We start from the raw sequence: 15,672 nt of genomic DNA on the forward strand, positions 1-15,672 counted from the left end.
TTGCTAGCATGATCCTCTATTCAGGAAAAATCAAGCGTCTTCAATGATCACTGGTATATCCCCGAATGGGATCTCATGATCGGTACTGGCTTTTATATCGATGACATCGACCAGACTATTTCTAAAATGGAGCAAGAAGCTACCTCTGCCTTACAGAGTAAGATTTTCACTATCTTTATTCTATCTGGTCTAACACTAGCCTTTGTGTTCGTGCTTGCGACCTTCATTAATCGCAGCATCATGAAGCCGCTAGAGAAGTTCGACAGTTCACTTCAAAGCTTTGCAAAGGGCGATGCCGACCTGACCGCACGTATGGAAGAGTTTGACGCCCCTGAATTTAAGCGCTTGGGACGTAACTTCAATGCCTTTGTTTCAAGCCTGCAGGAAATCATTGCTAATGTATCGAGCACTAGCCATGCCGTGGTTGAAGAAACCAAAGAAATGAAGTCTCGGGCCGCTCAAGTTGACAGCCTAGCTTCCAGTCAGCGTGAAGAGACCGAACAAGTGGCAACGGCGATGACAGAGATGACCACAACATCATCAGAAATTTCCAGTAACGCAACCAGCGCTGCCGAGTCAGCCCAAGCAGCCGACACGAACGCTCGCGATGCACAATTGACGGTAAACACTGCCGCTTCCTCGGTACGTGAACTCGCAGAAGAAGTACTACAAGCCAGTAATGTGATTAGCAGGCTAGAGGGCGATGTGAAGAACATCTCGACATCACTCGCTGTCATACAAGATATCGCGGAGCAAACCAACCTACTCGCGCTTAACGCTGCTATCGAAGCCGCTCGAGCAGGTGAGCAGGGCCGAGGGTTTGCGGTCGTCGCTGATGAGGTGCGTCAACTTGCGAGTCGCACGCAACAAAGCACTGGTGAGATCAACCAAATGATTGAGCAGTTAAAAGGCGCTTCTGATGAAGCGGTAAAAGCGATGGACTCAAGCAGAACACGCGGTGAAGCGACCGTTCAACAAGCTAATGACGCCGCAGCAGCCATTGAGGAGATCCAGCGAGCGATCGCCAATATCCACGATATGAATGCACTCATAGCAACGGCAACAGAAGAGCAAGCGATTGTTGGTAAAGACATTGCACAGCGCATCGTGGTCATCTCAGATCAAAGTGCTGAGTCTGCAAGTCTAGCCGCAAAAAATCGTGACGGCAGTACTAACTTAAACGGCAGAGCTTCGCAATTAGAGCAGCTGGCCTCCCGATTTACAGTATCTTAAACCTTTCTTAATCAAAGGCACGAAAACCCTCGCGCCTTTGATTACTCCACCGCAACACATTCAACAAAACAATAAAACTGACGTAACCATTACAATTGCTCGTCGGTTAATTCTTACACTATAGCGATCTTTTGGTGGAAGGAAGAAGCTATGATATTGAAAAAACGGATAATCGCATTAACGGTTAGTGCCTTTCTGATTACTGGTGCTAGTATTATAGACTTCAGTAGCACGCCAAAACCGCATCAACTTCAGGCACACGCAAACGTGGTTAAAAACACCTACGAGTCTCGACTGTTTTCTCTGTCTCCTTATAAGCAAGGTCACTTTGGTTTGCGTATGTATAGACAGACCCAAAACACCAAATACAAAACAACGATACTCGTGGATCTTGCCAACGTCACCGACCGACTTAACCACATCTCGGCAAACGTCACCACACCGGAAGCTATCCACCAGCATTCTTTAGAACGCCTAAACGAATACAAAAAAGGCAAAGACGAGAGAAGTGTCCGTCGATACAAGGCGACCAAAGACCAGCCAGAATACTTCTTCATGGGGCTCGATGTTCTAAGGTATCTCGCTAGACTGCAAGAGTATGGTGTCACCCACAAAGATGATAAGAAGCTTCGTAAACTTCTGCGTAGCTATGACTTCGAATCTGTACTCACCAACAAAGAGATGATCACGGCATGGGCGGCGCAACTTGCCAACCAAGCCTACTGGTTAAAACAGATTGGCGAACAGGATCTAGTCGATGAATTTATCACTGCATTTAAGAAAACGTATCCAAACAGCGAAGACTACCGGCTAAGCAAACAGCAATTTGGCAACAAACTTTACGGTATGACCCATATTATTTTGGCAGACTCTGGTTACTATCAACGTCAAGTTAGCGAGCAAGAGCACCAATGGATCTACGACTATTTCCGCCGCAACATTGACGATATTATTCAGCACACTAAAGAAGACATTATCGCAGAAGTCGGCATTAGCTTTTTGTTAGCTGGTTTGGAGGACGATCCAGTCGTAGCAAAAACTCGTGCCGCCATCACAAAGTCTATTGATAAACGACACGGTATGATCCCATCGGTATCCGGCGACTTTGATTTTGCCTATGGTGAACACAGAAACGTACTCGCCATTATGCTTTTGGATTGGCAGCCACCTTATGAAGGGCCAAATGTTAAAACCGACCCTAAGCTGTTTAAACAGTTACCCTACGGTGTCAGTATCTAAACGATTACTTTTCGAATCGCTCAGTTTGCAAGAAGTTGAGAATTAACTCCGTCACATAAGGATCTCGACGCAGACGGTCGTGTTTGATATCGACTTCGACGAAATCCTTCATCCCTTTGAGCTTGGTCGATTCTACCGACACCAAGCCATCGTTGGTCTTTGCAAACATGCCATTGAACACCGGATAACTTTGCGTTCCGGCTATCACGCCAAAGTCGTAGTTTGGGAGCGGTAATTGATTTGGAAAGCTGTTAGGACTGGTCGTCAACGACTCCGCCGTACCACCAACAAGGGATAGCATCCAGGTATCGGAGAAGAAATCGGCAACATCACTACCATGATTTGGTGTACCTACGAAAACAACATTACCCATTTGTTCTGATTGAACAAACTCAGGATGTTTCGCGAGATAGGAGCGAATCACTAAACCACCTAGTGAGTGACCGACGAAGTGGACTTTAGGTTGGTTGGTGGCATGGTGTGTCGCGGTATCAAATTCTGCAATACAGCGAGAAAGCTCTTCCGCGCTTTTCTCTAACGTGTTTTCTATCGGCTGGCGAATCGTCGGATAGTCAACCACACAAACCTGGTACCCCTGATCCGCGATGCCCTTTGACATATTTTGCATCGACCAAGCACTACGGGCGAGCCCGTGCACAATCACCACCTGCTCAGCGTGGTGAGCATTAAGCTCTTTGTCCGTGACATCCATTTCGGGTTTGCTGCATCCAACGAGTATTAATGCGGGAACCAAAACTGCCCACTTCATCCGCTTCATCGTACATCTCCAAACCACCGATTCATCAATAGCATATCAAACTGATACTACCTGCACTAGCATACATGCACGAGATTTTTGTTCCAATTTACAACAACTATCACCATGAGCGCTCAACTTGAATGTTGTCAGTTAAAGCCAGACAACTCTGCTGTTCACTCGAAGAATGGGGACACGCTCCTGTCGATGGTATCTATAATGATAGTGACGATGACGGTGTGAGTAATGGTTTAGATCCCTATCCACTCGATCCTAATCGATAAAGAATGAACGATTTTATGGTTCACCCCCCTCTGTTACCCACGGGTAGCAGAGGGATTTACACATCCATGATTATCAAAAATATCTATAAACTGTTTCCATGTTGGCACCAATAGAATGTGTAACCTTGATAATCTATGCTAGACCCAGACTCGAGAAGTCCCCCACATCATGCCTTTGGAGTGTTTAAAAATGAAAAAAACCGTACTAATTACAGGCGCTACTGACGGAATTGGCTTAGCTGCAGCAAAAATGCTCGTCGCAGAAGGTCACGTTGTATTGATCCATGGCCGAAATCCTCAAAAGCTCGAAGCAGCCAAACAAACACTTCTTGATGTAAATAGTGATGCTGAAGTTGAGACCTACATTGCTGACCTGTCTGTATTGTCGGAAATTAAACCGTTTGCTGATAAGGTGAAAAGTGAACACGACAGCCTAGATGCGCTGATCAACAACGCAGGTGTCTACACCACAAACAATGCGCGTACTAAAGATGGTTTCGATGTGCGTTTTGCGGTGAACACACTGGCCCCTTACCTGTTAACCAAAGCGCTGTTGCCTCTGCTTCAGTCTGGGCGTGTTGTAAACTTATCTTCTGCCGCTCAAGCACCGGTGGAGACCGAAGCGCTGCGTGGTAATTCAGCTCTGGGTGATGGTATGGCATACGCACAAAGTAAGTTAACCATTACTATTTGGTCACAAGAGATGGCTAAAGAGCTTAGCAGCCAAGGTCCAGTGATTATTGCGGTAAATCCGGCGTCTATGCTGGGTAGTAAGATGGTAAAAGACGCGTATGGCGTTGCTGGCGGCGATATCAACATCGGTGCTGACATTCTTCGCCGAGCGGCATTGGATGAAGAGTTTGCCGATGCTTCTGGTAAGTACTTTGACAACGATATCGGTCGTTTTGCAGCGCCGCACCCGCAGGCAGCTAATAGTGGGAAAGTGGCGGAAGTGATGCAGGTGATTGATGAGTTGGTGAGTGGGTTTTAGTGTAGCGAATTACTTGCTCCTACCCTTAGAAGCGGGGCGCGTAGCTGGGAGGGGTCAATGCGGAGTCAGAATCGAGTGCAGCACACACGTTGTAAGTCCGCTTTACCCCCTCTAACTCCCCCAGCTACGCGCCCCGTTACTAAGGGGGAGAACCATAGGCTAGCTCCTATCGTCGCATAGCTTATTATTATAAAGCTATGTGTAGCGAAGTCTTTGCTCCTCCCCTTGCAAGCGGGGCGCGTAGCCGGGAGGCTGGGAGGGGTAAATACGGAGTCTGAATCGAGTGCAGGACACACGTTGTAAGTCCGCTTTACCCCCTCTAACTCCCCCTTAGTAAGGGGGAGAACCTTAGGCTAGCTCCTATCGTCGCATCGCCTGTTTTTTATGAAACTCAATCTAAAAACTTAGCGACATACCAACAGTCAGCTTCAATCTGATATTGCTCGCCTTTCGCCCATGCTAACCCTTTATCGACTAACTGCTTGGCAATCCCCTGACCACGAAACACATCCGGTACAAACGTGCGAGTAAAGTTCACGTTACTTCCGTCCAACTTATATTCAAGTACACTCTCGTGACCATCTTTTGCAAAGACGAATCGATGGCGTTCTGGTTGGTGTTTGATCATAAAAACTCCTGATTTTATTGGATATCTTAATGTCACTCGACAAAGATAACCGAAAACAGAAAAAGGGTAACAGCTAAATGTTGATCGTGCCCTTAATAAGGGTTACGGCTTGGCCACTGAGCTCTATACGTTCGCCCTTAATCATCATACCGACGTAGCCACCACGCTCAGAATCTTGATAGCCAATTAACGAACACTTACCCAGTTTCTCAGCCCAATACGGTGCCAATGCACAATACGCAGAGCCGGTCACAGGGTCTTCATTCACACCTACCCATGGTGCAAAGTATCTAGCGATAAAGTCCACATCGCTTCTCGATGATTTTGCAGTCACAACGATAGAGCGTCCTTCGGTTTGCAGTAAAGCGTGGAAGTTAGGCGCTAACTGGTGAAGCTTATCTTCACTTTTAAGCACGATGAAGTCTTTACCACCCTCAAACTCTGCACAAAACTCAATATCATCATCCTTAATGCCTAGCGCCGCACACTTATCAGGAGAGATTAATGTACTTTCCACTGGGTGATAGAGCGGAAAATCCATCGATATTCGCTCTCCAGATTTCTTCGCTGATAGCTCACCAGACAACGTATGAAACTCATAAGAACCGTCATCATTTAACAGCTTCAAGTCATCAAGAACCTTCACTGTTGCAAGTGTTCCATGCCCACATAACGCAACCTCAACTTGAGGTGTGAACCAACGTAATCGTTTATCGCTGAGCGACAAAAATGCGGTTTCAGATATCGCCATCTCTTTGGCAATACTCAACATTAGTGATGCTGGCAATGGCTCTTGAGTAATACAAACCCCAGCGGGGTTACCCTTAAACGGCTCCGCAGTAAACGCGTTCACCTGATAGATTTCTAGTTCCATGAATCTTTACCTTTCTCACCACTGCTCAACTATAGAATAGATAATAACGACAATATTAACTACATCCCCGTATATCATCTGGGAAAACTCAGTGCAAACTGCACCTTCAATAGTCTGGTTGCGTATATCAAAATGTGTCGAACTACGATCGAAAATACGCATGCACAAGAAGGCTCATCTTCCCCAAAAACTATGTCCAGTTTGCCAACGCAGCTTTAGTTGGAGAAAGAAGTGGGATAAGTGCTGGGACGAAGTGAAATACTGTTCAAAGCGATGCTCATCCAACAAGCGTCGCCTACCACTCGATGAGTGACCCGTCGTACGCGAGAAACTGGCCGTTATTAGTGCGGTCGAGGGACTGGAGAACCTTAATAAGTAAGCTAGCCGTCTTTTCTGTTGAAAACAGTTTGTGCTCTGGGACTCGAGCTTGAAAAGGCTTGGACAACGACGTGTCGGTTGTTCCCGGATGGAGCGCAACCGTACACGAACGCGGCATCAAACGCCCCCATTCAATACTGATGTTCTTGAGCGCCATATTAAGCGCTGCTTTTGAGCATCGGTAGCTGTACCAGCCTCCTAGGCCGTTGTCGGTGATGCTGCCAACCCGAGCAGAAATGGTTGCAAAGAGTGGCGAGTGTGCTTTTCTCAAAAGAGGTTGAAAGTGCTGAGCTAGCAGTAAGGTAGGTAAGGTATTGATTCTTATTGCATCAATAAACTGCTCTGAGTCCACCGATTTCAAGCTCTTTTCCGGCATACGTTCATTAATGGAAAGCGCGCCGACACAATTTATCAGCCAATCTAGGTGCACTACCTCGCTAAGCCTCTCCACCAGCATTGGATAATGCGTCTGCTCCATAACATCGAGTTGGAACCAAGAAATGCGTTCGTAGTCCTCGGAGCCTTGGGGCAGTGTGCCGCGATAAGTGGCAAAGACTTGAGTCTCAGGTAATTGCGCAAGATGTCGACACATTGCCCAGCCGATGCCACCAGAACCGCCCACAATTAATACATTTGTTGTCACATCGACTCCCTACAACTCGTTAATGCGCGCCAGATTGGCTTCGGCTGTCGTTAAGTGTTCGTCCTGTACTTCGGGAGCCATTCGATCCCATGTGCGGTAAATCATCGCAATCCTTGGGTTGTTTCCCAGACGCTCTCGATGCTTGTGCATAAAGCGCCAGTAGAAGCCGTTGAACGGACAAGCCTGCTCTCCCTTTCGCTCTTTGACGTTGTAGTAGCAGCCACCACAGTAATCACTCATCTTGTTTATGTAGCCACCGCTCGAGCAGTATGGTTTCGTCGCGATCAAACCACCATCGGCGTAAAGCGCCATGCCTCGAGTATTCGGCATTTCTACCCACTCAATCGCGTCGATGTAAATACCTAAATACCACTCTTCGACCAGGTCAGGGTCAACCTCGGTCAGCAATGCGAAGTTGCCCGTGACCATCAGACGTTGGATGTGATGCGCATAGGCGTATTCCAATGACTGATTGATGGCGTGTTGCATACAGCGCATTTTGGTTTGTCCGGTCCAGTAAAAGTCTGGTAGCGGCCGGTGAGCATCAAGCGCATTCTTGCGCTTATAATCCGGCATATTGCTCCAGTACATACCGCGAATGTACTCTCGCCAACCAAGAATTTGTCTAACAAATCCTTCGACTTGTGCAAGCGTAATTTCACCGTCAGACTGTGAATAGCTATCGATGACGGCATATAACACTTCTATCGGTGACAGCATTTTGCTGTTGAGCGAAAATGACAGTCGACAATGATAGAGACTCCACATAGAGTCATGCTCTCCTGTCATCGAATCTTGAAAGCGTCCAAAGCTAGGCAGGCAAATATTGCAAAAGTGCGCAAGAAGGTTAAGTGATTGCTCACGATTAATCGGCCACAGTAAATGCTCTCCAATCTCACCAATGGACTTCAATCCATGACGATGGATTCTTTCGACAGTAGATTGGGTTGAGTTTGTGAACATCAATGGGCTGGGCAGCTCTTTGATATCGTTGACCTTCAACTTATTACGATTATCTGCATCATAACTCCATTTCCCGCCAAGTGGCTTGTCCTCGTTAGCCATCAGCATACCGTGCCGGCGACGCATTTTGCGGTAGAAATGGTCCATAACTATCGCTTTGCCGGTTGGAAACATCTCCTCAATTTCAGAAAACGGTAGAAGGAAATGTTCCGTATCGACCTCCTCTACTTGTGCGTTCTCCGCCTTCAGCTCTCTGAGTTGTTGCAGCAATCGGTAATCATCAGGGCGCTGGTATTCGAATCGAGAAGCTTGTGTCTGATGGCATTTCGTCACGATAAGGTCAGACAGGCTTTTATACTGACTACTTTGATCTAGGTTGAGATGTTCTACGCTGTGCCCCAACTCAGTAAGAGCGCGGGCAAACGACTCCATTGCGAGAAAGAACGCGACCTGTTTCTGTATGTGATGAGTCACGTATTCAGATTCTTGCTTGAGCTCGGCGATGAGATACAGAACGCCATCATCCACGGAAGAAAACCAAGAATGTCGCTCATTCAACTGGTCACCCAACACAAGCCTAATGGTGTGATACGTCATCGCTCTCTCCCTTGTTGCTACTTATTCGCTGCTACATATTGGCTGCTACTCATTCGTGTCTAGGGGCCAGTCCACCATATCGACGGCATCGACACTCATAGTCAGCCCCTCTCCTTGCCACTTACGAATGAAAACCCCATCAGGATCATACATTTGAGTCTGTTTCTGTAGGTCGAACTTTCGATGCCCTCTAGGATCGGCTCCCACCCCGGCTAGGTATTGCCAGTTGCCCCAATTAGACCCCACGTCATAGTCAATAAGCGTGTGTTGGAAATAGTTTGCCCCGTAGCGCCAGTCAATCGACAGCTCGTGTACCAAGCAACTTGCAACGAGCTGACGACCTCGATTCGACATGTAACCCGTCTGCTTAAGTTGGCGCATACAAGCGTTAACTATCGGGAAAGGGGTAGTGCCATTAACCCATTGACGAAAACGTTGAGCGTAAAATGAGGTCAAGGGAGCCTTGTTTTGAATGCCCGAAAAAGCAAACAACCGAGCACCATGTCGTCTGCCATACCAATGGAAGTACTCTCGCCACAACAGTTCAAACACGATCCAGTAGGTTGAATCGTTGGCGCCGTTGTGTCGTTCAAAACGATGAAGTTGGCTTACTATTGCTTTCGCAGAGATATTGCCATTGGCTAGCCAAAGCGAAAACTTAGTCGAGCTTTGCCAATCATCGAGCGCATTTCGCGTCTTTTTGTAGCTAAGCGCAGCATCGGTTTCGAAGTAGCTTCGCACATGGGACAGTCCTGCCAACTCACCTCCTCGTACATTTTGACCTAGATCGAGCGCCTCCTCGAAGCTTCCATAAGCCTCTGGAAGCCCTTGTCGATTGTTTACCGGAGGTGGAAGTGTGGTGACCGTTCCACTAGGTAAGGGAATGGGCTGTTTTTCTATCAACTTTCTGAACTTTGAAAAACTCTGAGGAAGATCTCCAAGATCAAAGGGAAGCTCGCTCTCTTTAAAGAGGCTGTGTGTGTCGTCTCGATGGATGGCCAGCTTAGGATGTTGCCCCTCCAATTTCTCAAATATGGTATCCAGATACCAACTTGCGGAGTGCGAAACAAACAAATCGGTAATGCTATAGGTTCTGATAAGTTCATTGACCACATCTAGAGCTTGACTGAGACCATCAGCCTCAAGCTTGTGCAACACCTGCCCAACTTGCCTCAAAGATTGGTTGAGCTCGCCGATAGACTGCATAGCGAAATGCTGCCTTGCATCGTCGTTTATTTCGATGGGTAAGAAGCGTCGCTCAAACTGACTTTTTAGCTCTGGAAAATAGACGCAATGCAGGGAGTCGACTTCCCGCGCCGCTTTCGCAAGCAACGGATTGTCGTGGAGTCGAAAATCGTTATAAAACCAATAAATACCTCGTCGAGTCGTCATATTGTCCTCACTATCCCGCACTCATAAAGCGTTTGCCTTCATTCACATACGAGTGATTGCGCTAGTTAGCTTAGTCAAAGAGTGGACATATCGCGAAGCCAACACGTAATAACTGTGTTATTGCTGAGGAGGCATGAGGTATGGCACTCAAAAAAACTTTAGATAACTTAGCTCCACATTTTGAGCCCGGAGGAAAATACCAAACCTACTACCCACTCTATGAGGCTGTCGCCACCCTTTTTTATACGCCAGGTCATGTGACCAAGGGGCGTACCCATTTACGAGACAGCATCGACCTTAAACGCATTATGATCATGGTGTGGCTTGCTGTGTTCCCCGCCATGTTTTGGGGCATGTGCAACATTGGTCACCAAGCCAATGCTGCGTTGACAGCGACCTACACCGTTGCAGAACTCTCCACTCTATTTGAAGCGAGCTGGCGGTTGTCTTTCGCCTTTGGAAGCCCTGAGGCATTAGCGACCGCAGGTTGGGGACGAGAAATGCTCTACGGAGCCAGTTACTTCCTACCTGTCTATGCGACGGTGTTCATCGTTGGGGGTTTCTGGGAAGTGTTGTTCTCCATTGTCCGCAAACATGAAGTTAATGAAGGCTTCTTCGTCAGCTCCATTCTGTTTGCACTCATCCTGCCCCCCACTATTCCTCTTTGGCAAGCGGCGCTTGGTATCACCTTCGGTATCGTTGTGGCGAAAGAAGTATTTGGTGGAACAGGACGTAACTTTCTCAATCCAGCACTCGCGGGGCGCGCATTCCTCTATTTTGCTTATCCTGCTCAGATGTCAGGGGGAGCCGTTTGGGTTGCTGCCGATGGCTATTCAGGCGCCACACCACTGAGCCAATGGTATGAAGGCGGGCAAAGTGCGTTGGTCAACAACATGACGGGAGAGGCATTAAGCTGGACTGACGCCTTTATCGGAAACTTACCGGGCTCTATGGGCGAGGTCTCCACCTTATTCATTTTGATAGCGGGTATTTTCCTGATTGCCATTGGCATTGCCTCATGGCGGATTGTTCTAGGTGTACTGATAGGACTCACTGTCACCGCGACACTACTCAATACCATAGGCTCAGACACCAACCCTATGTTCTCAATGCCGATATGGTGGCATTTTGTGATTGGCGGCGTGGCATTTGGCACCTTTTTTATGGCGACAGACCCTGTTTCTGCGGCGTTTACCGATACAGGTAAGATTGCTTACGGAATACTGATCGGTGTGATGACCATCTTTATACGCGTGCTCAATCCCGCCTACCCCGAAGGCATCATGCTCGCAATCCTGTTTGCCAACCTCTTTGCTCCGCTGTTCGACCATCTGGCAAAAGAGGCGATAGTAAAACGACGAGAGCGCCGGTTAAAGCAAGCCAATCGGTGATCATTGTCAAAGAACTCAGTAACGATATATTTAAAATGTATCGTTACTGAAGCAATATCACACCCAAAACTGGGGACATTTACAAAAACTGAGGTTCCAAAAGTGACAATTTGCCTATCTCGTTAGATAATTGCTTATATAAACAAATAAAAAATAACAAAAAAAAGATCGCGGCACATATCGGAATGAGTTAAGGACAAATACGGACTATGAAGAAAAACGATTTTCAAAAATCGGCTGCCAACCTCAAAAAGGCAGTACCATTGATGGTGAAACATCACGTGCCCGCTACGCCAGCTAATTACGCACTCTGGTACACCTATGTTGATCAAACGATCCCTGAGTTAAATGCAGACATGGACGCCATCTTAAAAGACTACGATGTCCTGCCACCCGTCAATTCCGCTTCTCTATACAGAAACCACATCGCTGACAAAGCCGAAGTCGATTTGCAAGATCTCAAGGTTAATCTAGAGGCAATAGTGACGGAAATGTCGAGTTCCATGTCCGATGCACTGACTGATACCACCGATTTTTCGAAAGCTCTCGAGAATAGCTTCGATGGTTTATCGTCGAGCCTAGATGCAGAACGTGCACCAACGCTTGATGACGTGATGCCACTAATCAAGCAACTTGTTGATGAAGCAAGCGAAATACGCCACTCTACCGACTTTATTCAAGGGCAGTTGAAGAATGCCAGTGACGAGATAAGCCGCTTAAAGTCGCAATTGGCCAAAGTCCAATGCAATGCCATGTTTGATAGTCTCACCACCCTTTACAATCGTGGTGCATTTGATGCTGACCTAACGATGTTTTGTGAGGCTAAGCAACCAATGAGCCTAATTCTTCTCGACATTGACCACTTCAAAAAATTTAACGACGAAATGGGTCACTTGTTTGGTGATACTATTCTTAAGGGAATTTCTCAACGACTAAAACAAGCCTGTCGAGGTGGTATTGCGGCTTATCGTTTTGGTGGTGAAGAGTTTGCGCTAATTGTCCCAAATAAGTCTCTTAGAGTAGCTAGACAGATGGCAGATGCCCTGCGTCTAGCTATCGAAAAAATGACTATTAAGGATCGTAAAAACGGCAACAAGGTGGGCAATATTACTGCCTCATTTGGGGTTGCCGAGTTTGTCGCTGGTGACAGCTATGCCTCTTTAGTGGAACGTGCGGATAAACAGCTTTACGACGCTAAGCGCTCCGGTCGCAACCGCGTTATGCCTTTCTAAAGAAAGACCGCTAGCAGCGGTCTTTTTTACATCCTTACTGTGCCAGATAATCTTCGATGTGAATGTCATCAATCTGCGAGCTGTTTATGTTCTGTTGAGCGAATTCCAGATACACGCCTGATGTTAGAAATAGCTCAAACAAATCCCCATCTAGATGATTATCTCTTACCATAAAGCTCATGATCCGCAGGGCTTCAGACAGCTTCTTCGCCTTTTTATAAGGACGATCGCAGCTTGTCAGCGCTTCAAATACATCCGCTATAGCCATTGCTCTGGCCGGTAACGGGAGATCAGAAGCTATTGTACCCAATGGATACCCAGTCCCATCCATTTTTTCGTGATGACTACCGGCTAATAGCGGCACATTCTTCATATGTCTTGGGAACGGTAAGCTCTCTAGCATGCGTATCGTCTCGATCATATGACTATTGATGATGTAGCGCTCTTCACTGTTCAGAGTCCCTTTTCTTACTGAGAGGTTATACATCTCCCCCTGGTTATTTTGGTACTCACCAGCTTGAAGAACAAAACGCGACTCTCGTTTTGGTTCTTTTTCCCATGGAACGAGGTGATCATGGTGATCGGCAAGAACAGGTTCCGTCCTTGGTACCTGAATATCTTGGTTATCAAAACGGGCTAACTCTTCCCAAGACAAACCTTTGCGTCTATCTATCGTGGTCTGCCACGTTCGCGCCGCTATTTGCTCAAGTTGGTTAAGTTTGGTCTCATCTAAAAACTCTGAACCTAAATTGATTTCAGCGATCAGGTCAAACTCGTCATCCAGTTTTTCAAGCTTGTCTTGCAGCTGTTGACGCTCCTGCTCTGAGATAGCTTCAGCGAAACGCTGACGATACATGGACAGTTCTTCATCCCGCTTGAGCACTTCAAAACGTGTTCGAATTTCGTGGATTCGGTTGTAAATAGTCTCCAATTTTGTCGATTTATCGATAATGTGCTCGGGTATTGTCACCTTGCCACAATCATGCATCCAAGCAGCCATGTGTAGCTCTTGCCACTCCTCATCGCTCAGCGAAAAATCGGCATACTTGCCTTGTGTTTGTTGCTGTGCAGCAAGAGTTAGCATCTCCGTCAGTACAGGCACCTTCTGACAGTGATTCCCCGTATAAGGTGATTTGGTATCAATAGCGCCGGCCATCACTTGAATAAACGAATCCAACAATGCACGTTGGTCGTTAATCATTGTTTGAGTCTCAATCGTAACGGAAGCGTAGGCTGCGAGCGTTTCCAAATATTCTCTGTTCTCAAGTAAAACCGTATTCTCATGGGCTTCGTCAAACCCTAATCCAAGCGCGCCAATTACTTGCTGCTTTCGATTTACCAATGGGATAAAAAGAGTATTGTCCGACTTACTTTCTCTTGGTACGTAGGTACGAACTTCGTTGTAACGAGTGAACACCGGCTGTTTCAATTGAAAGAACTGATGTACTTCATCTTCGATAAGAGGGTCTGTCAGAGGGATAGCAGGTTGCTTTGAAGGGTCGAGCACACCTTGACTACGGATACTCAAAAACCTGGGTTCTAGATGAGCCTCATCAGTACTCAATAGATATAAATAACTACTATTGGAGTCCGTCGCTTCTGCAGATTCTTGACAAACGAGAGCAAGCAAGCGTTCTAAATCATCCTCTTTTGCCATGGAGTTTGTGAGCGATAAAAACCGTCTAATAGTAGATTGCATAGAACGTAAGGAATCCGACATCTCTTTGATCTCGGTAACTCTAGAGCGATGTTGTGATATCGCGTTAAACTTGAAATGTTCAATAGATTTCGCTTTTTTGGTCGCTTGACGGATAGGTCGCGCTAACCACTGCGAGGCAAGGTAAATACAAGGCAACACTGCAAGCAAAGCAATAAGCGAGCCTATGATGGAGCGTCTAGCAACAAGGTTCGATTCCTTCAGGAGGTGCTCAGACTTTACCGCCATCGCAAGATTAAACACTTGATCTCTGGTACCTCGTACTCTATCAATTTTTACAACCCACCTTTCCCCATCATAGTTAATCTCTTTAGCTACAGGACCAAACTCCACGACATTAGCCGTACTCGCGATAAGTGGATGATCAATATCACTTAATTTGAGTGTTGTTCGTAACCTCAGAGCATCGCGCACTTTAAACAATTCTGGTCGGCTGTATCCATAAACATTAAAGTCATCATCATACATAACACGTAAGGCATCGCGATTTTCATCACTATCCTGCAGCACTTGCGATACTTCTTCTAACAGAATGTCGGCTCCAAAAGCAGCACCATTTATCGACTTACGATGAATCGTGATGCCAGATCGACCAACAATAGGCATAAAATACGGTTCAGACACCTGTGCCTGAATGTAAGATGAGCTTTTAAACCAATTAGCTATGCGCGGATCAATGATTATGTCTTTCAACACCTTAGTGTCTAACATAACCAGTTGCGCGTCATAACTCTTTTGAACAAGCTCTTTCGTGTGCACGTTATAACTAAACGCCGCAAACTCAGCGACATCGTCGACTTTCATGCGCTTTCTGAGTTCCCCGTTGTGTACTCGAGCAACAGCAAGCCACTCTCCATCTGGGAACGCAGCCTTAAATGATAGAACATGCCTATGTGCACTAAGAAGTGACATTAACTCTGGGGCGAAGGCAAATCGCTTATTAGGGTCAGTCTCTCTCGTCAGTTCTCCGGAAGAGTAAGCATCAACAATGCTGAAAGTCGGCCCAAAGTGAAAAGACATATTGCTACGCGTCTCACTAGCAATTCTTTCAAATAGATTCTCGTTTGCCTCGAGAAGCACTTTATTGAGACTGGTTTGAGTAATCCAAATCTGTACCCCACATACGAGTAATACCAAGGTAACGAACATGATGAACATGTGAACATGTAGGGGGAGCGTTTTGATTTTTTTCGGCGGCATAGCAGCTAACACATTGAAACAACACCATGTAAGACTAGCTGAGGAAAAGCATTACGAGAACCAAAACATTCTCAATCTCCATAAAAAAAGCCCCACTGTTAAGCGGGGCAACTACCAAAGGAAAATTCGGTAATAACAAATGTGCTAGCGTGA

General features: G+C 46.6%; 13 protein-coding genes and 1 pseudogene. 7 read left to right on the forward strand and 7 right to left on the reverse strand.

The window, feature by feature from the left end; all coding sequences use genetic code 11:
• Window positions 1-54 precede the first annotated feature (54 nt).
• Window positions 55-1,233 (forward strand): annotated as a pseudogene (locus tag AC6I8U_RS20020) (methyl-accepting chemotaxis protein); the annotation flags it as partial.
• Window positions 1,234-1,383: 150 nt separating this feature from the next.
• A complete protein-coding gene (locus AC6I8U_RS20025; protein ID WP_498019449.1) occupies window positions 1,384-2,472 on the forward strand; it encodes a DUF3541 domain-containing protein in 1,089 nt (362 codons plus the stop codon).
• Between the two features lie 4 nt (window positions 2,473-2,476).
• Here AC6I8U_RS20025 and AC6I8U_RS20030 read toward each other — a convergent pair whose 3' ends face one another.
• On the reverse strand, window positions 2,477-3,250 hold the full coding sequence (locus AC6I8U_RS20030; protein ID WP_498019450.1) for an alpha/beta fold hydrolase: 774 nt from the start codon (window positions 3,248-3,250) through the stop codon (window positions 2,477-2,479).
• Between the two features lie 122 nt (window positions 3,251-3,372).
• On the opposite strand from AC6I8U_RS20030, the gene AC6I8U_RS20035 reads away from it, so the two are divergent.
• Both AC6I8U_RS20035 and AC6I8U_RS20040 read left to right on the forward strand, forming a co-directional pair.
• Window positions 3,373-3,513, forward strand: a complete 141-nt coding sequence (locus tag AC6I8U_RS20035; protein WP_498019451.1) for a hypothetical protein — start codon at window positions 3,373-3,375, stop codon at window positions 3,511-3,513.
• Window positions 3,514-3,703: 190 nt separating this feature from the next.
• Window positions 3,704-4,504 carry an SDR family NAD(P)-dependent oxidoreductase gene (locus AC6I8U_RS20040; RefSeq protein ID WP_498019452.1) on the forward strand — a complete coding sequence of 267 codons (801 nt, stop codon included), beginning with the start codon at window positions 3,704-3,706 and terminating at the stop codon, window positions 4,502-4,504.
• A 391-nt stretch (window positions 4,505-4,895) separates the two neighbouring features.
• On the opposite strand, the gene AC6I8U_RS20045 is transcribed toward AC6I8U_RS20040, so the two are convergent.
• Window positions 4,896-5,132: a GNAT family N-acetyltransferase gene (locus tag AC6I8U_RS20045; RefSeq protein ID WP_498019453.1), complete on the reverse strand. Its 237-nt coding sequence runs from the start codon at window positions 5,130-5,132 to the stop codon at window positions 4,896-4,898.
• A 73-nt stretch (window positions 5,133-5,205) separates the two neighbouring features.
• Window positions 5,206-6,006, reverse strand: coding sequence for a PhzF family phenazine biosynthesis protein (locus tag AC6I8U_RS20050; RefSeq protein WP_498019454.1), 801 nt, complete (start codon window positions 6,004-6,006; stop codon window positions 5,206-5,208).
• A 160-nt stretch (window positions 6,007-6,166) separates the two neighbouring features.
• Between AC6I8U_RS20050 and AC6I8U_RS20055 the strand changes: the two genes are divergently transcribed.
• Window positions 6,167-6,319, forward strand: coding sequence for a DUF2256 domain-containing protein (locus AC6I8U_RS20055; RefSeq protein ID WP_498019455.1), 153 nt, complete (start codon window positions 6,167-6,169; stop codon window positions 6,317-6,319).
• On the opposite strand, the gene AC6I8U_RS20060 is transcribed toward AC6I8U_RS20055, so the two are convergent.
• Genes AC6I8U_RS20060 through AC6I8U_RS20070 form a run of 3 tightly spaced genes read right to left on the reverse strand, consistent with a single transcriptional unit; the run spans window position 6,302 to window position 9,979 of the window.
• Entirely contained in the window at window positions 6,302-7,027 is a 726-nt protein-coding gene (locus tag AC6I8U_RS20060) for an SDR family NAD(P)-dependent oxidoreductase (protein ID WP_498019456.1), read from the reverse strand. The genes AC6I8U_RS20055 and AC6I8U_RS20060 overlap by 18 nt on opposite strands.
• 9 nt (window positions 7,028-7,036) lie before the next feature.
• Window positions 7,037-8,587 (reverse strand): cryptochrome/photolyase family protein, encoded by a 1,551-nt coding sequence (locus AC6I8U_RS20065; RefSeq protein WP_498019457.1) that lies wholly within the window; start codon window positions 8,585-8,587, stop codon window positions 7,037-7,039.
• 45 nt (window positions 8,588-8,632) lie between these two features.
• Window positions 8,633-9,979 (reverse strand): DASH family cryptochrome, encoded by a 1,347-nt coding sequence (locus AC6I8U_RS20070; protein WP_498019458.1) that lies wholly within the window; start codon window positions 9,977-9,979, stop codon window positions 8,633-8,635.
• 140 nt (window positions 9,980-10,119) lie between these two features.
• Between AC6I8U_RS20070 and AC6I8U_RS20075 the strand changes: the two genes are divergently transcribed.
• Both AC6I8U_RS20075 and AC6I8U_RS20080 read left to right on the forward strand, forming a co-directional pair.
• Window positions 10,120-11,370 carry an NADH:ubiquinone reductase (Na(+)-transporting) subunit B gene (locus tag AC6I8U_RS20075; RefSeq protein WP_498019459.1) on the forward strand — a complete coding sequence of 417 codons (1,251 nt, stop codon included), beginning with the start codon at window positions 10,120-10,122 and terminating at the stop codon, window positions 11,368-11,370.
• Between the two features lie 209 nt (window positions 11,371-11,579).
• Complete coding sequence (locus AC6I8U_RS20080; protein WP_498019460.1) at window positions 11,580-12,602, forward strand: GGDEF domain-containing protein; 1,023 nt, start codon at window positions 11,580-11,582, stop codon at window positions 12,600-12,602.
• A gap of 34 nt (window positions 12,603-12,636) precedes the next feature.
• Here AC6I8U_RS20080 and AC6I8U_RS20085 read toward each other — a convergent pair whose 3' ends face one another.
• Window positions 12,637-15,519, reverse strand: coding sequence for an HD domain-containing phosphohydrolase (locus AC6I8U_RS20085; protein ID WP_498019461.1), 2,883 nt, complete (start codon window positions 15,517-15,519; stop codon window positions 12,637-12,639).
• Window positions 15,520-15,672: the final 153 nt, after the last annotated feature.

This window comes from Vibrio sp. KUL80, from assembly GCF_059725495.1.